At 59.4% G+C, this 20770-nt stretch carries 19 protein-coding genes; 11 read left to right on the top strand and 8 right to left on the bottom strand.

What is annotated here, in order from left to right:
• Positions 1 to 83: 83 nt before the first annotated feature.
• Positions 84 to 2426, top strand: coding sequence for an ATP-binding protein (locus EAO82_RS10420; protein ID WP_096347236.1), 2343 nt, complete (start codon positions 84 to 86; stop codon positions 2424 to 2426).
• Here EAO82_RS10420 and EAO82_RS10415 read toward each other — a convergent pair.
• Both EAO82_RS10415 and msrB read right to left on the bottom strand, forming a co-directional pair.
• Positions 2423 to 2908: a glutathione peroxidase gene (locus EAO82_RS10415; protein ID WP_096347235.1), complete on the bottom strand. Its 486-nt coding sequence runs from the start codon at positions 2906 to 2908 to the stop codon at positions 2423 to 2425. The two genes, EAO82_RS10420 and EAO82_RS10415, sit on opposite strands and share 4 nt — an antisense overlap.
• Entirely contained in the window at positions 2905 to 3300 is a 396-nt protein-coding gene (gene msrB / locus EAO82_RS10410) for a peptide-methionine (R)-S-oxide reductase MsrB (RefSeq protein WP_096347234.1), read from the bottom strand. Before msrB ends, EAO82_RS10415 begins: the two co-directional genes overlap by 4 nt.
• A gap of 101 nt (positions 3301 to 3401) precedes the next feature.
• Here msrB and EAO82_RS10405 point away from each other — a divergent pair, with 101 nt between their 5' ends.
• From EAO82_RS10405 to htpX, 3 genes are all read left to right on the top strand, one after another.
• Positions 3402 to 4613 carry a pyridoxal phosphate-dependent aminotransferase gene (locus EAO82_RS10405; RefSeq protein ID WP_096347233.1) on the top strand — a complete coding sequence of 404 codons (1212 nt, stop codon included), beginning with the start codon at positions 3402 to 3404 and terminating at the stop codon, positions 4611 to 4613.
• A gap of 25 nt (positions 4614 to 4638) precedes the next feature.
• Positions 4639 to 5067, top strand: coding sequence for a hypothetical protein (locus tag EAO82_RS10400; protein WP_096347232.1), 429 nt, complete (start codon positions 4639 to 4641; stop codon positions 5065 to 5067).
• Between the two features lie 161 nt (positions 5068 to 5228).
• Positions 5229 to 6119 (top strand): protease HtpX, encoded by an 891-nt coding sequence (htpX, locus tag EAO82_RS10395; RefSeq protein ID WP_096347231.1) that lies wholly within the window; start codon positions 5229 to 5231, stop codon positions 6117 to 6119.
• 113 nt (positions 6120 to 6232) lie between these two features.
• Here htpX and EAO82_RS10390 read toward each other — a convergent pair whose 3' ends face one another.
• Positions 6233 to 7360 carry an ATP-NAD kinase family protein gene (locus EAO82_RS10390; RefSeq protein ID WP_096347230.1) on the bottom strand — a complete coding sequence of 376 codons (1128 nt, stop codon included), beginning with the start codon at positions 7358 to 7360 and terminating at the stop codon, positions 6233 to 6235.
• A 119-nt stretch (positions 7361 to 7479) separates the two neighbouring features.
• Between EAO82_RS10390 and EAO82_RS10385 the strand changes: the two genes are divergently transcribed.
• A complete protein-coding gene (locus EAO82_RS10385) occupies positions 7480 to 7653 on the top strand; it encodes a PA1571 family protein (protein WP_153274286.1) in 174 nt (57 codons plus the stop codon).
• 18 nt (positions 7654 to 7671) lie between these two features.
• Here the strand turns inward: EAO82_RS10385 and pdxB are convergent, their stop codons facing one another.
• Positions 7672 to 8835 (bottom strand): 4-phosphoerythronate dehydrogenase PdxB, encoded by a 1164-nt coding sequence (gene pdxB, locus EAO82_RS10380; protein WP_096347273.1) that lies wholly within the window; start codon positions 8833 to 8835, stop codon positions 7672 to 7674.
• A gap of 366 nt (positions 8836 to 9201) precedes the next feature.
• Here pdxB and EAO82_RS10375 point away from each other — a divergent pair, with 366 nt between their 5' ends.
• A complete protein-coding gene (locus EAO82_RS10375; protein ID WP_096347229.1) occupies positions 9202 to 10122 on the top strand; it encodes an alpha/beta fold hydrolase in 921 nt (306 codons plus the stop codon).
• Positions 10123 to 10150: 28 nt separating this feature from the next.
• Here the strand turns inward: EAO82_RS10375 and EAO82_RS10370 are convergent, their stop codons facing one another.
• Positions 10151 to 10681, bottom strand: coding sequence for an elongation factor P hydroxylase (locus tag EAO82_RS10370; protein WP_096347228.1), 531 nt, complete (start codon positions 10679 to 10681; stop codon positions 10151 to 10153).
• 84 nt (positions 10682 to 10765) lie between these two features.
• Between EAO82_RS10370 and EAO82_RS10365 the strand changes: the two genes are divergently transcribed.
• The gene (locus tag EAO82_RS10365) at positions 10766 to 12172 is read left to right on the top strand and encodes an MATE family efflux transporter (protein WP_096347227.1); all 1407 of its coding nucleotides are present in this window, start codon (positions 10766 to 10768) and stop codon (positions 12170 to 12172) included.
• A gap of 62 nt (positions 12173 to 12234) precedes the next feature.
• Positions 12235 to 13317: a DUF3080 family protein gene (locus EAO82_RS10360; protein WP_096347226.1), complete on the top strand. Its 1083-nt coding sequence runs from the start codon at positions 12235 to 12237 to the stop codon at positions 13315 to 13317.
• Here the strand turns inward: EAO82_RS10360 and tusA are convergent.
• Positions 13314 to 13553 (bottom strand): sulfurtransferase TusA, encoded by a 240-nt coding sequence (gene tusA, locus EAO82_RS10355; RefSeq protein ID WP_218838640.1) that lies wholly within the window; start codon positions 13551 to 13553, stop codon positions 13314 to 13316. The two genes, EAO82_RS10360 and tusA, sit on opposite strands and share 4 nt — an antisense overlap.
• A 151-nt stretch (positions 13554 to 13704) precedes the next feature.
• Between tusA and EAO82_RS10350 the strand changes: the two genes are divergently transcribed.
• Positions 13705 to 13989 carry an antibiotic biosynthesis monooxygenase family protein gene (locus tag EAO82_RS10350; protein WP_096347225.1) on the top strand — a complete coding sequence of 95 codons (285 nt, stop codon included), beginning with the start codon at positions 13705 to 13707 and terminating at the stop codon, positions 13987 to 13989.
• Between the two features lie 32 nt (positions 13990 to 14021).
• On the opposite strand, the gene rlmM is transcribed toward EAO82_RS10350, so the two are convergent.
• Together rlmM and metE are read right to left on the bottom strand one after the other, a co-directional pair.
• Complete coding sequence (rlmM, locus tag EAO82_RS10345) at positions 14022 to 15107, bottom strand: 23S rRNA (cytidine(2498)-2'-O)-methyltransferase RlmM (RefSeq protein WP_096347224.1); 1086 nt, start codon at positions 15105 to 15107, stop codon at positions 14022 to 14024.
• 29 nt (positions 15108 to 15136) lie between these two features.
• A complete protein-coding gene (gene metE, locus EAO82_RS10340) occupies positions 15137 to 17467 on the bottom strand; it encodes a 5-methyltetrahydropteroyltriglutamate--homocysteine S-methyltransferase (RefSeq protein ID WP_096347223.1) in 2331 nt (776 codons plus the stop codon).
• A 123-nt stretch (positions 17468 to 17590) separates the two neighbouring features.
• On the opposite strand from metE, the gene EAO82_RS10335 reads away from it, so the two are divergent.
• Together EAO82_RS10335 and EAO82_RS10330 are read left to right on the top strand one after the other, a co-directional pair.
• Positions 17591 to 18514 carry a LysR family transcriptional regulator gene (locus EAO82_RS10335; RefSeq protein WP_096347271.1) on the top strand — a complete coding sequence of 308 codons (924 nt, stop codon included), beginning with the start codon at positions 17591 to 17593 and terminating at the stop codon, positions 18512 to 18514.
• A gap of 346 nt (positions 18515 to 18860) precedes the next feature.
• A complete protein-coding gene (locus tag EAO82_RS10330) occupies positions 18861 to 20726 on the top strand; it encodes a carboxylesterase family protein (RefSeq protein WP_096347222.1) in 1866 nt (621 codons plus the stop codon).
• The last annotated feature ends 44 nt before the right edge of the window (positions 20727 to 20770 follow it).

The raw sequence follows: 20770 nt of genomic DNA, 5'->3' as shown, positions 1-20770 counted from the left end.
CTTGGCCGCAAGGCAACAACTGCGACTCCCCATCGGGCAGAGTTGAGCTAAGCTCACGGACAGATTATGGCAGATGGACACGCATGAATATTCGCTTTACTGATCGTCTTTCCTTCAAGCAGACCCGTCTCGGAGTATTGGCCGCCTTTATGCTGGGAACCCTCCTCGGGTTGATCCAGGTAATGGTCGACTATCGTGCACAGAATGCCGCCATCGACGATGAGGTACAGGCGCAGATCAATGTCAGCCTCGGCCCGGCCTCACGGATTGCCTACAACATCGACGCCGAGCTGGCCCTGGAGCTGGTTAACGGACTGCTGCGCGCGCCACCGGTAGTACGCGCCGAGATTGTCGACAACAACGCCATCGCTCTGGCCAGCGTCAGCCGACCGATGGCCAGCAGCCCCTACCGGCCGGTCAGCGATGCGCTGTTCGACCGCCGCCGCACCTATTCCCAACCGCTGTTCGTCAGTCACGCGCCCAACGAGCTGCTGGGCCACCTGGTGATCGAGGTAGACACCTTCCATCAGGGTGCCAACTTCTTGCGCCGCGCCGGGCTGACCATGCTCTCGGGCTTCATTCTCAGCCTGGTACTGTCGCTGGTGCTGATGGTGCTGTTCTACGCCATGCTGACCAAACCGCTGGTGCGGCTGATCGACGATCTGCTGGATATGAACACCGGGGGCGATGACCGCAGCCGCCTGCCCTGCCCCGACCATCACGAGCGCGATGAGATTGGTGCGCTGGTCGAAGTGATCAACCGCCAGCTGCAAAGCATCGACGTCAACATGCGCCAGAAGCTGCGTGCCGAAGAACGCCTGCGGCAATATCTGGAAGAGCTGGAAATCATCGTCGAGGCGCGTACCACCGAGCTTCAGGAAACCAACGCGCAGTTGCGGCGCTCCAACCAGGATCTGGAAACCTCCCGCGAAGAAGCCCTGGGCATGGCCCGTGCCCGCTCTACGTTCCTGGCCAGCATGAGCCATGAGATCCGCACCCCGATCAACGGTTTGCTCGGCATGATCGGCCTGACGCTGGACAGCTCGCTCAATAACGAGCAGCGCCAGCAACTGACCATTGCCTATGATTCCGGCAAGGTACTGGTCACCCTGCTGAATGACATCCTCGACCTGTCGAAATTCGAGGCCGGCAAGCTGCAATTGGAGGCGATTCCCTTTGATCTCGGCGCGTTGCTGGAGGATACCGCCAACCTGCTGTCGCAAAATGCCGGCAAACAGGAGGTAGAACTGACCTGCCGGATTGACCCCCTGCTGCCTGGCTTGCTGGTCGGCGACCCAACCCGCGTTCGGCAAATTGTCAGTAACCTGCTGTCCAACGCATTGAAGTTTACCGAGCACGGCTATGTTGCCATCCAGGTCGAACTGGAACCGCTGGTCAACGGCGGACAGCAAGTCCGTATCAGCGTGCGCGATAGCGGTATCGGCATCGCCGAAGAGGCCCTCGAGACTATTTTTTCGCCCTTCACTCAGGCCGATGCGCAGATTTCCCGGCGGTTTGGCGGCACCGGACTGGGGCTCGCGCTGTGCAAGAGTCTCACCGATGCGATGCACGGCGAACTCTCGGTCGAGTCCACTCCAGGCCAGGGCAGCACCTTCAGCGTCACCCTGCCGGCGATCACGCACCAGCAGGCCGCCACCTTTGAATATCCGCAACCCTGCAAAGTGGTGATCTGGAACCAGCAGGGACGGCTACAGGGCCGGATCCTCTATGAAATGCTCCGGCACTGGCGTCTGAGCTGTCAGTTGCTGGATTACGACGCAGAGCAACTGCCCACTGCCGATCTGCCTGACGCCGATCTATGGCTGCTGGATAGCGCCGCTCTGGCACGCCAGCTTGAGCTGCGCCAGGCAGCTATCCCGCGCTTGTTGGTCTGCCCCTACACGCAGTTATTGAGCGCGGAGCAAGCTTCCAGCCTGGGCATTGCCCACCAGGTACCCAGCCCGCCCGCCCGAGCGCGCCTGGCCAGAGCAATAGATCACTGCCTTGGCGGCCAGAGCCAGCAAACCGAGCAGGCGCGGGCAGAGCCCGCGGCCACCGGACAGCGTCTACTGCTGGTGGAAGACAATATCGTCAATCAGATGGTCGCCAAGGGCATGCTTACGCGCCTGGGGTATGAGGTCGATGTGGCCGAGCAGGGTGAAGCTGCTCTCGCGCGGCTGGAAACCAGTGACTACGACCTGGTGCTGATGGACTGCAATATGCCGGTCATGGACGGCTATGAAACCAGCCGGCGGATGCGCGCCGATGCCCGCTGGCGCGATATCCCGATCATCGCCCTTACTGCCAACGCACTGCAGGAAGACCGGCAGCGTTGCGAGGCGGCGGGCATGAACGACTACCTGGCCAAGCCGTTCAAGCGCGAAGATCTGCAAGCACTGCTCAGCACATGGTTAACGCCTGGTTAACCCAGCAAAGCTTCGATATCGCCACTCAGATCAGCCGGGCTGGTGGTGGGCGCGTAGCGCTTGATCACACGCCCATTGGCATCCACCAGAAACTTGGTAAAGTTCCACTTGATGCCCTTGCTGCCGAGCAGCCCCGGCGCTTCTTCCTTCAGCCGCACGAACAGCGGGTGGGCATCGTCGCCGTTGACATCCACCTTGCTGAACATCGGAAAGCTCACACCGTAGTTGAGCTCACAAAACTCGGCAATGTCGCCGTCGCTGCCGGGTTCCTGGGCGCCAAACTGGTTACAGGGAAACCCAACCACCCGCAAGCCCCGCTCGGCGTAGGAGCGCGACAGATCCTCCAAGCCCTTGTACTGCGGCGTGAATCCGCACTTGCTCGCGGTGTTGACGATCAGATAGGCCTTGCCGTTCAGATCAGCCAGGCGAGTTTGCTGATGGTCGATGGTGGTGCACGGGATAGTCAGGACTGAGTCGTTCATGAGCGTGGCTCCAGGCGCAGGCAAACGGAGTTGATACAGTAGCGCAAGCCAGTAGGCGGCGGGCCGTCGGGGAATACATGGCCCAGATGCGAATCGCAGCAGGCGCAGGTCACTTCAGTTCGCTGCATGCCATGGCTGCGGTCCTCCACCTCGTTGATCAGCTCTTCGGCAATTGGCGCGTAATAACTGGGCCAGCCACAGCCGGCGTCAAACTGGGTCTCTGTATCAAACAGCGGCGTATCGCAGGCAACGCAGTGGTACACACCCGGCACCGTATTGGTGTAGTACTCGCCGGTAAACGGGCGCTCCGTCCCGCGCATCCGGCATACCTGGAACTGGGCATCATCCAGCTGTTCGCGCCAGGCGTCCTCGGTCTTTATGACTTTCTTCATGATTCACTCCTCGGATGGTGTTGTCGGACTTTCCCAGTCAGGGCCGCACAACGTATGATGCTGGTTTTACCCTCACTCTGACAGCCCCCAGGGAAAGTACCATGCAGGTTAGCAAGTCGAATAAATTGGCCAATGTCTGTTATGACATCCGCGGACCGGTTCTGCGCCACGCCAAACGCCTTGAGGAAGAAGGCCACCGTATTCTCAAACTGAATATCGGCAATCCTGCGCCCTTCGGTTTTGAAGCGCCGGAAGAAATCCTCCAGGACGTTATTCTCAACCTGTCCACTGCGCAGGGCTACAGCGATTCCAAGGGCCTGTTTTCAGCGCGCAAGGCGGTCATGCATTACACGCAGACCAAGAACATTGCCGGCGTGACCATCGAAGACATCTACCTGGGTAACGGCGTTTCCGAGCTGATCGTCATGTCCATGCAGGGCCTGCTGAACAACGGTGACGAGGTGTTGATTCCGGCGCCTGACTACCCGCTGTGGACCGCTGCCGTGAGCTTGTCCGGCGGCAAGCCGGTGCATTACCTGTGCGACGAGCAGGCCGACTGGTATCCGGATATCGAAGATATCCGCAGCAAGATCACCCCCAACACCCGGGCGATGGTCATCATCAACCCGAACAACCCGACCGGGGCGGTTTACTCGCGGGATATGCTTGAGCAGTTGGTGCAGGTTGCCCGTGAGCACAACCTGATCCTGTTTGCGGACGAGATCTACGACAAGATTCTGTACGATGGCACCGAGCACGATTCGGTCGCTGCGCTGGCACCTGACGTGTTGTGCCTGACCTTCAACGGCCTGTCGAAATCCTACCGGGTGGCGGGCTTTCGTTCCGGTTGGATGATCATCAGCGGCCCCAAGCACAATGCCCAGAGCTACATTGAAGGCATCGATATTCTCGCCTCCATGCGCCTGTGCGCCAACGTGCCATCCCAGCATGCGATTCAGACTGCGCTGGGCGGTTACCAAAGCATCAACGACTTGATCCTGCCCGGCGGGCGCCTCCTGGAGCAGCGGGATGCGGCCTGGGAAATGCTCAACGATATTCCCGGCGTCAGCTGCACCAAACCCAAGGGTGCGCTCTATCTGTTTCCGAAGCTGGACCCGAAGGTCTATCCGATCCACAACGACGAAAAGATGGTACTGGACCTGTTGTTACAGGAGAAGATCCTGGTGGTTCAGGGCACTGCCTTCAACTGGCCCTGGCCGGATCACTTCCGCATCGTCTCGCTACCGCGCAAGGACGACCTGGAAATGGCAATCGGCCGGATCGCCAATTTTCTCAAGACCTACCGTCAGTAGTCAGCAGGCGCCAAGGAGTCGCGGCATGGCCGATCTGCATATCGAGGATTTTTATCAGGATGTCGCTGGCATCCTGCTCGGGCTATTCAACAGTTTTCCGCGCCCGACCACCTTGTTTGTCAGTGATCTGGTTGGCGAACTGGAGCCGGATGCATTTGGCGTACCGGCGCCTCGGCACCAGGCCTGTTTCAGCGCCATGCTATGGCTGGCTGAAGAAGGCTTTCTGCGCTACACCGACGTGATTCGTCAGGAAGCGATTGATCAGTGCTGTTTGACCGAGCGCGCCTTTGTCCGCCTGGCCACGCCGATCAAAGCATTACACGACGACACCCTGCCACCGACCATTGCCCGACAACGCGCGACCCTGGCTCAGCAGCTACGTGATGCGCGGGCCAGCGCATCGTCAATCCAGTTGGCCAATGTCGTCCAGCACTGCTTCCAGGATCCGGTCTAGACAGCGCTTATTGGCGCCGCCGCAGTACACGATTTGAAATAGACTGGCGATTGAAAGCCGCACGGAAACACCCAATATATCCACACATAAGACCCGGTTGCTGTGCCTGTGGGAAGCAGGCACAGCAACCGGCAGATTTTTCATTACTGGAGCTTCATTAAATGATGCGCATTGTTCTTTTTCTGGCGACCAACTTCGCCATTCTGTTGGTAGCCAGCGTGACACTCAGTTTGCTGGGTATTGGTACTACTGACGGTGCAGGCGGGATAAACCTGACCGGGATGCTGATCTTCTGCGCCCTGTTTGGCTTCGGCGGAGCCTTTGTTTCTCTGTTCCTGTCCAAATGGATGGCCAAGCGCGGTACCGGCGCACGGGTCATTGAAACACCGCAGAATCGGCAGGAGCAGTGGCTGGTCGATACCGTCGCGCAACTGGCCAAGCAGGCCAATATCGGCATGCCCGAAGTTGCCATCTTTCCCTCGCGCGCGCCCAATGCCTTCGCCACCGGCTGGAATCGCAACGCCTCGCTGGTCGCCGTATCCGAGGGCATGCTGCAGCGCTTCAGCCCCAACGAAGTAAAGGCCGTGATGGCCCACGAGATAGGTCATGTGGCAAATGGCGACATGGTCACCCTGACGCTGATTCAGGGCGTGGTAAACACCTTCGTGATGTTCTTTGCGCGGATCATCGGCAGTTTTGTCGACCGCGTGATATTCAAGAATGAAAGTGGTGGAATAGGTTTCGGTTACATCATAGCGACGATTTTCGCTGAAATTATACTGGGCATTCTCGCCAGTATTATCGTCATGTGGTTCTCGCGCCAGCGCGAGTTCCGCGCAGACGCTGCCGCGGCGCAGCTTGCCGGGGCCGGTAACATGATTGCCGCGCTGGAACACCTGCGCGCGGAACAGGGCATTCCGGTAGAGATGCCTGGCGAGATGGTCGCCTTCGGCATCAACGGCAGCCTGAAAAATGGACTAGCCGGCTTACTGATGACCCACCCTCCGCTCGAACAGCGGATCGCTGCACTGCGCGAAGGAAACCTCCGGTAACCCCAGCGGCAAGCGGCAAGCTTCAAGTAAAACAAAACCTGCGAAGCCTGGAGCTACGCAGGTTTTTTATTGGGTTTGCTTCAAGCTTCCAGCTTGAGGCTTGAGGCTTGCCGCTAACTGGCCTGCCAGTTAGCGGGGTACAACATCTCCTCCCGATAGCCACTTAACACCCGGCGCAGACCGGTGAGCTCTTCATCCAGCTGCTGGTCTCCGCTGTCCACCAGAAATGGCCTACCGGCGAGCGTCTTGAGTTTGCTTTTGGTCGCCACCACCAGCAGATTCTCGACCCCGACCGCGCGCACGATACGCGGTGAAATCTGTTGATTGCCGCGACCCAGAATATGTCCCTGACCGCCAATCGCAGTAACCAGAATCCGCGCCTCTTCGGCGTCCTGCAGCAGCTGCCACAATTGCGCTTCAGTTACATCGCGGCCGATCAACTCGCCAGCGCGCAGTACGTCCACGCCCAATAGCGTGCCTTCCAGACCCATGGCTTCCAGCAGACCCAGATTGGTCGAGCCCGGACCCATGATCCAGGTGATTGCGTCGCCTTCCTCCTGCAAGCCAGCAGCAATATCATCCAGCACCAGGGTTTCCAGTTCGCGACCGCCCTGTTTGACCTGCTGCACAAAACGACCCTCTTCGGGGATCGACAACTCACCGTAATGGCGGGTGCGGACCTGGCCTTCGCGGAACGCCACTTCGTCTATATCACGCACGTCGGCGCTACCCAGCCGCACCAGTTCGCCGGTCACCAGCAGCGCTACCAGCTCTCCCGCCGCGCGGGGATTCACCGCGTAAACGCCGGAGTGGATCTTTACCCCAGCGGGTATGCCCAGCACCAGCTGCCCCGGGCGCGCGCTGTTGCAGATATTTCGCGCAGTACCATCGCCACCGGCAAACAACAAAAGATCCACGCCACGCGCCTGAATCTGTTCGGCCAGGCGCTCGGTGTCCTCAGCGCGGGTCTGATCACCGCTCAACTCGCCTATTACCTCATGCTCAAAGCCCAGTTCCTCGAGTAACGCCGCGCCCATCAGGCCGGGTGCGGCGAATATCTGCAATTGATCACGCAGTGGCAACAGCGCCTGCAGCGAGACTTTCACCCGTTGCTGAGCCAGCGGTTCAACGCCCATCGCCAATGCCTGGTCAGCCACGCCATCCGAGCCTTTCAATGCGGCTCGACCACCCAGGCCAGCCAGCGGATTGATGATCAAACCCAAGCGAAATAGTTGCGACATAGATCCTCATTAGATTGCGCCGGTTGTAACACGGCCGTCATACCCGTGACCTATTCTGCGATCAAACCAGAAAAGTACAAGCAAGGCCCTGATTACCTGATAACCGAACGGAGAAAAGCATGAATGTACAAGCGCGCCAGCCCCCTTTTGCCTCGGCTCACATCATGTGTCATCCCGCCCAGTTTACCGGTGGCTGGCTGATCGATGAGCACGGCCGGGAAATCGCCATTACCGAGCATATGGTCCAGCAGGCCTGTGCCGCGCTGGAAGATTCCTGCTCCGAAAACGCTTAAGCCTGAGCTGAGCGCCTTTCAGTCCAGGCTGAATCCCGCGGCCTGGAGCGATGTTTTGAGATCGGCCGAGGCAGCGCTGCCCAGGCCGATACTCAGTAACGGGGCCTCCCTGCGTAAGGGGTAGTTCTTGCGCAACCGATCAAAGCCGGCGCGGCAAGCCGCTGCACTGTCCGGCGCCGTCTGTGCCTGCTGCAGCATCTGCCGCATCCTTGCATCGTCATCACGCACGTCATATACACAGCGAAGCGCCTTTTGTAGCGCCCAGTCCGCCGGGGGTGAAGCTGCCAGCTCCAGCCGGGCCTGGCCGGTCAGCGGCGCCAGGTTGGCCAACTGATGCTGATACGACTCACCCAGATAATCACACAACGCCTGGTAGATCTGCTCGGTACCGCGCAATTTGCCATCCAGGCTGTAACCGGCGACGTGCGGGGTAGCCAAGGCACAACACGCCGCCAATGAGCTACTGACCAGCGGCTCCTCTTCCCAGACATCCAGCGCCACCTGCAGATCATCACGCTGCGCCAGCACTTGCTCCAGGGCGCCGGCATCAATCACCGGACCACGGCTACTGTTGATCAACCAGGAGCCCTGGCGCAGGCTGTGCAAACGCTGCTCGTCGAACAAATGCCGGGTGGCGTGCGCTCCGCAAACACTCAGCGGCACATGGCAGCTGACTACATCAGCCCGCGCCAGCAATTCATCCAGGCCGACGAAGCCAGGCTCTCCGGCTTCCGCGCGCAACGGATCGCAGAGCAAGGTGCTAACGCCCAGCGCATCCAGGGTCGCTGCCAGCCGGCTACCTACCTGCCCTACCCCGACTATACCCACCACACGCTCCTGCCAGCGCTGGCCAGTGCGCTCCGCCAGCGTCAGCAAGCAACTGAGTACGTATTCGACCACACCGCGGGCGTTGCATCCCGGTGCGCTGGCCACCTGTATACCGGCACTGGCGAGCCAGGCCAGATCCAGATGATCCGTACCTATGGTGCAGGTGCCGACGAAGCGCACAGGCGTACCAGACAGCAGCGCCTTGTCCACCCGGGTCACCGAGCGCACCAGCAACACGTCTGCATCCATCAGGTCGACGGTTTTCAGCTGCCGGCCAGGAAAGACACTCAAGCGGCCGTGTCCGGCAAAAAATTCGCTTAACAAGGGAATATTGTCATCCGCCACAATATGCATTGAAAATTCCACGACCATTTGTCAGTGATTTAAGAATTACCTCTTGCCTGAGGTACTGGCTACTGCTTTACTTGGATCACGAGTCGATATGTGACCAAAGAGTCGCATGGTTGTTCTAAGAATGCCTGGCACTTGTGCCATTTGAAGGATCTGCCTGAATCACCTGCACCAACGGCAATTACCCATTGCTGGCAGTTGATTATCCTTCACACCCGCCCCGCCATAACAACACTCTGGTGATACAAAAGCCCTGCTCGCAAGCAGGCTTCGGGATTATACGTTTCCGGCCCTCTGGCCTTTCTGCCCTGACTTGCGCGGCGGCTAACTGCTGCTCGCCCAAACCTCCAACACCGGGAGACAGGGAATATGCACGCACAGAACGCACTGTTCAACAGCCAAGGGTTATTCACCGTTCATACCGCTTACTATGCCAGTCCGGCACCGCGGGGCACCATTATTCTGGTTAACGGCTCTTTGGCGACAACTGCCTCTTTTGCCCAGACCCTGCGTTATCTGCAAGCTGATTTTAACGTGGTGATGTTTGACGAGCCCTATGCCGGCCTGTCAAAAGCGCACAATCGCCACGACAGGCCGATGTCCAAGGAGCAGGAAACGCGGCTGCTGCTCGACTTGATCGATCATTTCAATGCAGACCACCTGCTGTCCTTTTCCTGGGGTGGAGCATCGGCAATGCTGGCGTTGGCGCAGAACCCACCGAGCATCAGGCGCGCAGTGATCATGGGCTTCTCGCCAGTGATTAATCCTGCCATGCGCGATTACCTGCAAACCGGCCTGGAACGGCTAAGCCAGTGCGACCGCCGGGGTGTCGCGGAACTGATCAACGGCACCATAGGCAAGCACCTGCCATCACTCTTCAAGCGCTTCAATTTCCGCCATATCTGTAGTCTGGATGACCACGAGTACCTGCAGATGGCCTTTCATGTGCGCCAGGTATTAAATCAGGACAGCCACTGCTACCTGCAGGACGCAGAATGTATCGACGTTCCAGTGCTGTTCGTCAATGGCGAATGGGACGAATACACCAGCGCCGACGACGCGCGCCAGTTTTCGCAACTGATTGATCAGTGCGAGTTCGCTCGTATTGCCCTGGCCGGGCATTTTCTCGACGCGGAGAACAAGCACGCATGGAGTCAGACACGGGACGCCGTGATGGATTTTTTGCTACCCGCCGAGCGCCCGGTCGTCAATTATCGTCAACAACAATTCACTCAGTTATTGCTCGGCGGGGAGCCTGAAATGCGCATGGGATTGCAAGCCGTTAACTAGCGCAGCTGCGGGTGGTTTCTACCGCGGCTCAGTCGAGCAGAAATTCAGCGGGCTCTAGCGGCTGCCCACCGCGGTAGGTATCAACCAGCGCCTGGATAAAGCGTGCAGGCCGCTCCGGCACGCCGTTCTCCAGGTAGCTGAGCAGTTGCTGACGCACCGCCTGCTCAAAGGGCGCGGGATCAGTCTCCTCGCCGCTAAGATTATCCAGACTGACCCGAAACGGATGCACGGCCGCGGCGCAGAATAACCACTCCAGCGCTTGCGGCTTGACCTCTACCTGCTCGAAAGTACGCTGCTGCTCGGCATCGCGACCATCCGGGGCGTACCAATAGCCGAAATCCGGTAATAACCGCCGCTCTGCTCCCGCCACGCACCAGTGCGACACCTCATGCAAGGCGCTGCGAAAATAGTCATGGGCGAAAATGATGCGGTGCTGCGAGTGCTCGGGCGAAGCCGGTATATACTCCGGCTCCTGGCCGCCAGCGACCAGACAGGTGTGGTATTGCTCGGCGAAGCAATCGGCAAATAGACGAATCAGATCCTTAACATCGTGGGTCATGGCAGGTTGGCTAGACAATGTCGGGCAAGTTGTTAGGATGAGGCGCTTTTCTCCAGACAGATCCCATATGATTCGCAAAAAATCATGACCCGCAGAAAATCCGCCACCTACAGGCGCCGCAGTGTAACAGAATTGCGCTCCCTGATCTGGCTCGCACTGCCCATCATCGCCGCGCAGATGGCCCACACCCTACTCGGCTTCGTCGATACCGCCATGGCCGGTCGAGTCAGCGCGCTGGATCTGGCCGCCGTCGCGTTAGGTAATTCTTTCTGGGTACCGACCTTCCTGTTTCTGACCGGTGTACTGATGATCGTCACCTCCAAGGTGGCGGCCAACAATGGCAGCGGGCACAACGAGCGCAGTGGCGCTTTGGTGCGCCAGGGCGGTTGGCTCGGCGTGATCATTGGCACGCTGTGCTGCGGCTTCCTGTTCTCGGTCGAGCCGATTCTGCACTGGATGGACGTGCAACCCGAGCTGACCAAGATCACCATGGGTTATCTCAAAGGCGTTGCTCTTGGGTTTCCCGCGGTGGCGTTATACCAAGCTTTGCGCGGCCTGAGCGACGGGCTATCGCAGACCAAACCAACCATGCTGATCGGCTTTCTCGGCCTGGCGTTGAACGTGCCAGCCAATTACATATTGGTCTACGGTAAGCTCGGTTTCCCGGGCATGGGCGCCGTCGGCTGCGGCTACGCCACCGCGCTGGTCATGTGGTTCATGCTCGGCTGCATGCTGGTTTACCTCAAGCGCTCATCGCTATACAACAGCATCCGGCTGTTCGAGCGGTTCGACTGGCCAAACTGGCCGGAACAACGGCATTTGCTTGGTCTGGGTCTGCCGATCGGCATCGCACTTTTCGCCGAAACCAGCATGTTCTGTCTGATCGCACTGTTGATCGGCGGACTGGGAGCGGTGGTGGTCGCCAGCCATCAGGTGGCGCTGAATTTCTCCTCACTGACGTTCATGGTGCCTTTCAGCCTGGGGCTGGCGATCACTGTGCGCGTTGGTCATAACCTGGGCCTGAACGGCGCCCGTGCGGGCTTGTTCGCAGCGAAGATGGGGATGGGCGTAGCACTGGCGTTCGCCTGCATCGCAGCGGCAATCATGTTTGGTTTTGCCGACTGGATACCGCTGCTCTACACCAATGATCAGGCCGTCATCAGTCTCGCGTCCCAGCTGTTTGTTTACGCCGCCATTTACCAATTCTCTGACGCCATCCAGGTGGCCTGCGCGGGCGCGTTGCGCGGTTACCAGGATACCCGTCTGCCCATGCTGCTGACGCTGATCGCCTACTGGCTGATCGGCCTGCCCTGCGGTTATGTCTTGGGCCTGACCGACTTGCTCGGACCCGCGCGCGGCCCTGCCGGCTTCTGGCAAGGCTTGATTATCGGCTTAACTGCGGCGGCGCTGTTTCTCGGCGTGCGCCTGGCCTATGTCGGGGCCGGACGTAAACGCAATCAGCCCTACGGTGTCGCAGGAAAAATCCAGTAACGCCTGCTTTCAGCGGGCGCGTATCGGCATGCCATACTCAACATCCCCGCCTTGTGGGAGACATGATGCGTTGCCTGCTACTCACAATCACCTGTTGCCTGATCCTGTCCGGCTGCGAACGCGCGCCTGAAGCCAGCCAGCAGATGGACAACTATCTCGAGCGCGTTGGTCGCGTGCTCGACGCGCCGTGGACCCGGTTCGATAGCCAAAGCCTGAGCCAGTATCGCCTCCCCTCGCGGCGTGATCGGCTGCTCCCGGTCGCAGAGCAACGGATTGGCATGCTTGAACTACTGGTCGAATCACGCCGCTGCCAGACCCTCCAGCAAAGCGTCGCCCAGCGCAACAGCAGCCTCGGCAAGGTCATGCCCTGGAGCCATCGCCTGGCCGCGGATGGTGAGCTAATTCAGGCCCTGGATGATTGTATCGAGGTTCTGCACGATGATCCTGCACGTGAAGCGCTGCTGGTGGATCTGCAAAACATTGCCGCGACCAAGCGTGAAGAGCTGCCGGAGGTGTTCTGGAACGCGCTGAATGCCAGCAGCGAATTTGAATACTACCTGCGCTTTACCGCTGACCCCTTACCGGTTTCCAGCACCGCGTTGACCGATCAGGCCGCTCTTGACGCCCTGCAACAATTGACAGCCATTGGCCAGGCCTTACCAGGTGTGTTGCCGCCGCCACGCACCGAACTGCAATCCCATTTCCAGGCTTTGCAGCGCAGCCAACGCGGCAGCGAGTTGATCCACAGCCTCGCGCGGCTGACCCATACGCTGGAGCAGGTCACCGCCATGCTGGGTAGCGAACGGGCACAAAAGCTCTGCCCGCTGGGCAAACCTACTCAGCGTTCACAGATTCTGCTCAATGTATTTGTGACCTTCTACGCCGGTGAGATACAACCCTACCTGGCACAGGTGCAGCGCCTTGGCCAACCCTGGCAACAAAGCCTTGGCGAACTGGCCCAGGTGCAAGCAATTCCGGCCGAGACAGAGCACTACCTGCGCGCGCTGGTAGGCGCAAAAGATTCGCTCTGGGAACGTTACCAGCAGCAACTGAACGCGCACAGCACGGCCTGGCAAGACGTATTGGGACAATGCCAGCTCAGGCCGGGGCAGCCGGGCTGGAACACCAGGGATACCGACACCTAGCCCTGTTTACGTAACAGGTAGCGATATACCCCCTCGGCTTCGCTGCGCTCGACCAGCTCATGTCCGAGAAAGGAGCAAAAACGGGGAATATCCCGTTCGGTCGAGGGGTCGGTGGCCAGCACCTCAAGCAACTCGCCCGCCTGCATATCGCGCACCGCATTGTGCAGCAGCATTACCGGTTCCGGGCACATCAGCCCCTGGGCATCAAGTTGTTTGTCTGGTTGGTTGGCCGTCACGGGCAATTGTCCTGAGGTGGCATATCGAAGTGGCGAGATTGCATTATCCGCAAAAGCACAGGCACTTGCCAGCCGCGCCAGCAGAGCCGACACTGTATGACAGAAGCGCCAATAAAGGCGCCATACATCACTGGTAAGTAAGGATTTATTGATGATCAAAGTACTGATCGAACGCGTTATTGCCGAAGGCCTTGAACAACCTTACGAAGAAGCGGCTCGCAAGGTCATCCAGCAGGCCATCCAGTCACCCGGTTTTATCTCCGGGGAATCCTTCCGCGATCTGGAAAGACCCAATCACCGCATCGTCATGGTCACCTGGCAGAACCGCCACTCCTGGGAGCGCTGGGAGAATTCCCAGGCGCGTTTTGACAGCATCAGCGCCTTCGCCCCGATGCTGCAGGAAGAAGAACGCGTGACACTACTCGAGCCGCTGTAGCTATCGCCTAGCGCGCTGGCAGTTCCAAGCCCTTAACTAAGGGTCTGAATCTTGAAGCTGCCGGCGTGCAGGATCCGCACGTGGCAGGTCACTTCTTCCCGGTCACTGTATAGCTGCTTGCAGGATACAGTGGCCTTGATGCCCGCCTCGTCCAGCGCTTCCTGCACGTGCTCCATGCACTGGATCACTTCCTGATAGCGGCGCTTCATCGGCAGTTTGAAGTTGACGATTGCTTCGCGACACCAGCCGCGACCGACCCAGCGCGCCAGCAATGCGCTGGAACGTGCCGGCTTGTCGACGATATCGCAGACCATCCAGTGCACGGTTTTATTCGGCTTGTACAGATAGCCGTCGGCCTGAATATGCTCAACCTGGCCGCTGTCCATCAGGCTTTGCGCCATGGGGCCGTTGTCTATGGCTATGACTTTCATGTGCCGATTGACCATCTGCCAGGTCCAGCCGCCCGGTGCAGCGCCCAGATCCACAGCGGTCATGCCCGGAGCCAGGCGCGCGTCCCAGTCATCCCGCGGGATGAAATGGTGCCAGGCTTCTTCCAGTTTCAAGGTCGAACGGCTGGGTGCATCACGCGGTACTTTGAGGCGCGGAATACCCATTGGCCAAGGTGCAGCGTTGTGCGCCCAGGACCAGCCGACAAATACCCGCGTGCCGCTTTCAAAACACAGGTGCAGGCGCGGCATCTCGGTTTTTGTCGGACGCACGAAGCGGGTCTTGGTCAGCGCTGATTCCAATGGCTTGCTGAGCTTCTTGGTCAACGCGGCCATGGCTTTGCCGTCATTGGTGTCAGCGGTTTCCAGCCACATGCAGGACGCTATCGGGCCCTTGGAGCAGGCGGTGATGATCGGCGCAATGCGATCTTCCACCGGCACTTCCAGCCAGTTGCCCAACGCCCATTGGCGCACAAAAATCAGCTGACGAAAGTCCAGCTTGTGCATCAGCCGTTCGGCGTCGCCCTCCCCAGGGCAAACAAAGCGCACCAGCGCCGAACCTTCCTTGGTCACGGCATAGCCGGCAAAGCCCTTGACGGCAGACAGCTCCTGCATTTCAGCAGCCGCTTCGCCCTCAAATCCGGGACGGCAGTGCAACAACAATTCCTGCATGGTCTAGCTCCAGCATGATTTACCGGCCGCTACTCTACAGGCTGCGCCCTCCGGGTAGAAGCAGAATGCGACGGGGCACCGGCGGTCTCGGTTCGCAGTTGCTGTGTTGCCTGCACCATTGCCGCCAAAGCGGCGCGGGTTTCCGGCCAGCCGCGGGTCTTCAGACCGCAATCCGGGTTCACCCACAAACGTTCGGCAGGTATGACCCTGGCCGCCTTGCGCAACAGCCGCACCATCTCCGCCACCTGCGGCACGCGCGGGGAATGAATGTCATACACTCCCGGCCCGATGGCATTCGGATAGGCGAAATCCGAGAAGGCTTCGAGCAGCTGCATATCCGAGCGCGAGGTCTCGATAGTGATCACGTCCGCATCCATCGCCGCAATCGAGTCGAGAATATGATTGAACTCGCTGTAGCACATATGCGTGTGGATCTGGGTCGTGTCCTCCACGCCACTGGCGCTCAAACGGAAGGCTGCCGCCGCCCACTCTAGATAAGCCGGTTGCGCCGCCGCACGCAGGGGCAAACCCTCACGAAAGGCCGGTTCGTCGATCTGAATAATGCCGATGCCCGCCGCTTCCAGATCCACCACTTCATCGCGGATCGCCAACGCCAATTGCCGCGCGCTCAGCTCGCGGCTGACGTCCTCACGCGGGAATGACCACATCAACATGGTCACCGGGCCGGTAAGCATGCCCTTCATTGGCTTGCTGGTCAGGCTCTGCGCATAACGCGTCCATTCGACCGTCATCGGCGCTGGGCGGCTGATGTCGCCATAGATGATCGGCGGCTTGACGCAGCGTGAACCGTAGCTCTGCACCCAGCCAAAGCGCGAGAACGCATAACCACTCAACTGCTCGCCGAAATACTCGACCATGTCATTGCGCTCGGCCTCACCGTGCACCAGCACATCCAGGCCCAGCGCTTCCTGCTCGCGCACTACCAGCTCGATCTCGGCGCGCATGGCGTCGATATAATCTGCTTCAGCCAGGCGACCCTGTTTGAAGGCCTGGCGGCTGGCGCGAATCTCTGTTGTCTGCGGGAAAGAGCCGATGGTCGTGGTCGGCCAGGCAGGCAGTTTGAGCGCCTGCTGTTGCAGCCACTCGCGCTCAGGATAGGCCGCATTGCGCTTGGCGTCCTGCGCTTTCACCTCGGCCAGGCGCGCTGCGACTGCCGGGTCGTGGATGCGTTTGGATTGTCGACGCGCCAGCTGAATCGCATCCGACGCCGCATTAGCCTCGCGCACCATCGCATCATCAGGGGTATTCAGCGTTCGGGCGAGCAGACTGACCTCACCGACTTTCTGCGTGGCAAATGCCAGCCAACCGAGCAGTTCATCATCCAGCTGATCCTCCCGTTGCAGGTCCACCGGGCTATGCAACAAGGAGCAACTGGGCGCAACCCAGAGTCGCTCACCCCAACGCTCCTTGGCCTGACCTAGCTTTGCCAGGGTCGCGCTCAAATCACAGCGCCAGATATTGCGACCATTGACTACGCCGAGCGACAGCACCTTGTAGGTTGGCAGCCGATCCAGGATCAGCGGCAATTGCTCGGGGGCGCGCACCAGATCCACATGCAAGCCGTCCACCGGCAGATTGCAGGCCAAGCCCAGATTGTCCTCGAGTCCGCCAAAAAATGTGGCGACGAGCTTTTTCAGTGGTGCGCGCTGAAGCAGGTTATAGGCACTTTCAAAAGCTGCCTTCCAGTCGGCCGGCAGATCCAGCACCAACGCCGGCTCGTCGATTTGTACCCACTCTACGCCCTGCTCCGCCAGGCGATTGAAGATCTGCACATACACCGGGAGCAGCCTTTCCAACAGCTCCAGCTTGTCGAATCCCTCGCCCTTGACCTTACCCAGCCACAGATAGCTGAGGGGGCCCAGCACCACAGGTTTGACCGCATGCCCCAGCGCTTGCGCTTCTGCCACTTCATCGAACAATTGCGTCCATTGCAGGCTGAAGTCTTGATCGCGGCTGAACTCGGGCACCAGGTAGTGGTAATTGGTATCAAACCATTTGGTCATCTCACAGGCGAAGGTTTGCTTGCCGCCCTGGCTGACGCCGCGAGCCATCTGAAACAACGTATCCAGTGTCGGCGCCGCATCCGTGGCAAAACGCGGCGGCACAGCGCCGACGGTCAGACTATGCGTGAGCACCTGGTCGTACCAGGCGAAGTCACCGACCGGCAATAGATCCAGCCCGGCGTCTGCCTGCACCTGCCAATGGCGAGCGCGTAGTTCGCGCCCCACCTGTAGCAGGGCTGGCTGATCAAGCTTGCCCGCCCAATAGGCCTCAAGGGCTTTTTTCAATTCGCGGTCGCGGCCGATGCGAGGAAATCCCAGCGAGTGAGCCAAAGCCATAACGTTCTCCACAATAATTAAACTATTTGATGTCGTGGCGTTATGGTCTGCTTGCTCTGCTACTGAATCAAACTCATCCTTTTAATGCTAAACTTCGATTTCATTCATGTTGAGAACTTGGCCATGCTCGAGCTCCGCCACCTGCGCACCCTCGCCACCCTGCGTGAAGCCGAAAGCCTGGTGGAAGCCGCCGAGCGTTTGCACCTGACGCAATCAGCCTTATCCCATCAATTGAAAGATCTGGAAGAGCGTCTGGGTCTGCCGCTATTTGTGCGCAAGAGCAAGCCGGTACGGTTCACCAGCGCCGGGCTGCGCCTGCTGCGGCTGGCGGATAACCTGCTGCCGCAAGTACGCCAGGCCGAGCGCGATCTGCAACGTCTCGCCGGCGGCCAGGCCGGCCGCCTGCATATGGCCATTGAGTGCCACAGCTGCTTTCAGTGGCTGATGCCGACCATTGACCAGTTCCGTAACGCCTGGCCTGAGGTGGAAGTGGATTTCGCCTCCGGTTTCTTCTTCGCGCCCCTGCCGGCACTGGCGCGTGGCGAGCTGGACCTGGTAGTCACGTCTGACCCGCAGGAAATCAACGGCATCAGCTATGTGCCGCTGTTTACCTACGAAGCGGTACTGGCGATCAGCAACCAGCATCCACTGGTCAACCGCAGCCATATAGAACCGGCCGATCTGGCTGAGGAAACGCTGATCAGCTATCCGGTAGATCGCGAGCGCCTGGACATCTTCAAGCAATTTCTCGATCCCGCCGGCGTGGAACCGCTAGCTGTGCGCAACGCCGAGCTGACGGTGATGATGATGCAACTGGTCGCCTCTGGTCGCGGCGTCTGTTGCCTGCCCAACTGGGCAATTGCCGAGTACCTGCAGCGCGGCTATGTCAGCGCGCGTCCGCTGGGCGCTGAAGGATTGTTCGGCACCCTCTATGCCGCGGTGCGCGAGGACATGCTGGAGATGTCCTACCTGCAGGACTTTCTCCTCACCGCCAAGGATACGTCCTTCGCCACTTTGGATGGCGTCAGCGCCAAAATAAGTAGATGACCAGTAGAGATATATTCCTGACTTATGTCTCGACATGAACGATCATTCGCATCTAGCTTGAATTGAGCACTGCACCAAACGAGCTGCAGGTAAGCCCATCCAAGGGGATGACGGCAGGGAAACGGAGCGCGTAAATAAAAAGCGCGGTGAGCGGTGGGGCCGTGAATATTGGTTTCCGCTTAGCTCAGGGCCGCTTGCTCAAGGAAAGTCTCTGCACTCATCAGTAATCGTCATCCTCGCGCACGCGGGGACCCATTCTCTGGGTAAGTCAGCGAGCTAGTGCGGTGCAACTTTGCGACTGTTCTACTGTTGTCCTTCAATAAAAACAAGATTCAGGAGAAGCTCAATGCATTGCTGCGCACCCAAGAAAGTCACTCGCCGTATCTTTTCCAAACGACCTTTGATAACCGCCGTCGCTTTGGCGACCGGATCCTTACTGCTTGCCGGCTGCCTGGGTGGCGGCGGCGGAATTGATTCAGATGATTCTGACAATCGCGCCCAGTTAACCTTGGCGAACGGCGCCGTCGCCGGGATTGCCGAAGACGACACTCTGATCTGGCACGGCCTGCCCTATGCTCAGCCGCCGGTAGGCGACCTGCGCTGGCGTGCGCCACTGCCACCGCAAAACTGGAGCGGTACGCTGGACGCTACCGAGCGCGCTCCGGAATGTGTGCAGGCGGAAACCACCACCCAGTGGCAACGCACTTCCAATATGGTCGGCGATGAAGATTGCCTGATCGTTGATATTTACCGCCCCAACCGTAGCGACTTTGCGGATGAAACCTTACCTGTTTACGTCTGGATTCACGGCGGCTCGAACAACTTCGGTACCGCCAAACAGTACGATGGCCGCGCTCTGGCCAATCAGTCCGACGTGGTTGTCGTGGTCGTTCAGTATCGGCTTGGGCCACTGGGTTGGTTCTTCCACCCGGACGTACAGACTGCAGGTGCAGATCCACTGTCGGACTCCGGCAACTTTGGCACTTTGGACACCATCCGCGCGCTGGAATGGGTCAAGGCCAATATCAGTGACTTTGGCGGCGACCCGGATAACGTGACCATCACCGGCGAATCCGCAGGCGCGCATAACGTACTCAACCTGATGGTGTCGCCAGAGGCCGGCGGTGGTCTGTTCCACCGCGCCATGTCGCAAAGCGGTTCGATGAATACCCGCAGCCCCACCACTGCCCGCGCCTCAGCCAACAGTCATATTGAATGGCTGATCCGCCTGCAAGAGGATCGGAAAACCCCAGACGCACCAATCAGCGCGGGCCAGGCCACGCAGATGCGGGAGGATATGGAAGCCGCCGGTACGCTGAATGATTACCTGCGCGCAGCCGAAGGTCGAGACCTCTATCAGGCGGTCTTCAACTACAGCTCGCTCAGCGCTTATGGTGCGATCGAAGACGGTACCGTGATTCCCACCGGCGGCTGGATCCCGCGCTTTACCAGCGGCAATTTCAATAATGTACCGGTGATCCTCGGTGCCAACGAGTACGAGCAGAAGTCATTCATGCCCTTGTACGGTGCCGCAGTAAAAGGCGCCCTGCCCGACATACCCTCTCCACCGGACAAGACCTGGCTCGATCTGCTGGATGTCGCCTTCGAAGGCACCCAGACCCTGGACGAGGTGCTGCCTACCCAACAGGATAAAGACACCTACGAAATCACCGGCTACCACGGCGGCCGCGCCTGGCGGGCGAAATATGTGGATGAGCTGGCGCGCCTGATCAGTCAGCACCAGCCCGCCACTTACGCCTACGATTTCCGTTGGGGCACCCAGTCCGGGCCCACTCCATTCAACTTTATCTACGGCGCCGGGCATGCAGCGGATATTTCATTTTTCTTTGGTGCGGGTGAAGGCCTGTTTGAGCTTCCCTTCACCGATGAAAACGAAGCCGGTCGCGTCGCGCTGCAGGAATCCATGATGAGCTATCTGGCAGACTTCGCCCGTGATGGTGATCCCAACGGTACTGCCAGTGAGGCGCAACCCGAGTGGTCAGCCTGGACGTCCGCTGTCGGCCAGAACAAGGTGATTGTGTTTGACGCGACCAACGAGGAGGCCGACGTGCGCATGTCCGCCGAGGAGCTGACCCTGGCCGGGGTCAATGCGGCCTGGACCACCGCACTGACCAATGCAGGATTGAGCCCTTTGGAGATAGGCACCTTGCCCGCCTTCTTCGGTCAATCGCCCAACTACTCTACCCCGTAATCCTTCCTTAGCAGCCAGAACGGGGCCATCCGGCCCCGTTTTAT

This window comes from Halopseudomonas pelagia (assembly GCF_009497895.1).
In the GTDB taxonomy this organism is placed as follows: Bacteria; Pseudomonadota; Gammaproteobacteria; order Pseudomonadales; family Pseudomonadaceae; genus Halopseudomonas; species Halopseudomonas pelagia_A.
This window is presented reverse-complemented; position numbering and strand designations above follow the sequence as displayed.

Coding starts and splice junctions, on each gene's coding strand:
- EAO82_RS10420 (WP_096347236.1), top strand. CDS start 84: ATGAATATTCGCTTTACTGATCGTCTTTCCTTCAAGCAGACCCGTCTC.
- EAO82_RS10415 (WP_096347235.1), bottom strand. CDS start 2,908: ATGAACGACTCAGTCCTGACTATCCCGTGCACCACCATCGACCATCAG.
- msrB (WP_096347234.1), bottom strand. CDS start 3,300: ATGAAGAAAGTCATAAAGACCGAGGACGCCTGGCGCGAACAGCTGGAT.
- EAO82_RS10405 (WP_096347233.1), top strand. CDS start 3,402: ATGCAGGTTAGCAAGTCGAATAAATTGGCCAATGTCTGTTATGACATC.
- EAO82_RS10400 (WP_096347232.1), top strand. CDS start 4,639: ATGGCCGATCTGCATATCGAGGATTTTTATCAGGATGTCGCTGGCATC.
- htpX (WP_096347231.1), top strand. CDS start 5,229: ATGATGCGCATTGTTCTTTTTCTGGCGACCAACTTCGCCATTCTGTTG.
- EAO82_RS10390 (WP_096347230.1), bottom strand. CDS start 7,360: ATGTCGCAACTATTTCGCTTGGGTTTGATCATCAATCCGCTGGCTGGC.
- EAO82_RS10385 (WP_153274286.1), top strand. CDS start 7,480: ATGAATGTACAAGCGCGCCAGCCCCCTTTTGCCTCGGCTCACATCATG.
- pdxB (WP_096347273.1), bottom strand. CDS start 8,835: ATGCATATTGTGGCGGATGACAATATTCCCTTGTTAAGCGAATTTTTT.
- EAO82_RS10375 (WP_096347229.1), top strand. CDS start 9,202: ATGCACGCACAGAACGCACTGTTCAACAGCCAAGGGTTATTCACCGTT.
- EAO82_RS10370 (WP_096347228.1), bottom strand. CDS start 10,681: ATGACCCACGATGTTAAGGATCTGATTCGTCTATTTGCCGATTGCTTC.
- EAO82_RS10365 (WP_096347227.1), top strand. CDS start 10,766: ATGACCCGCAGAAAATCCGCCACCTACAGGCGCCGCAGTGTAACAGAA.
- EAO82_RS10360 (WP_096347226.1), top strand. CDS start 12,235: ATGATGCGTTGCCTGCTACTCACAATCACCTGTTGCCTGATCCTGTCC.
- EAO82_RS10350 (WP_096347225.1), top strand. CDS start 13,705: ATGATCAAAGTACTGATCGAACGCGTTATTGCCGAAGGCCTTGAACAA.
- rlmM (WP_096347224.1), bottom strand. CDS start 15,107: ATGCAGGAATTGTTGTTGCACTGCCGTCCCGGATTTGAGGGCGAAGCG.
- metE (WP_096347223.1), bottom strand. CDS start 17,467: ATGGCTTTGGCTCACTCGCTGGGATTTCCTCGCATCGGCCGCGACCGC.
- EAO82_RS10335 (WP_096347271.1), top strand. CDS start 17,591: ATGCTCGAGCTCCGCCACCTGCGCACCCTCGCCACCCTGCGTGAAGCC.
- EAO82_RS10330 (WP_096347222.1), top strand. CDS start 18,861: ATGCATTGCTGCGCACCCAAGAAAGTCACTCGCCGTATCTTTTCCAAA.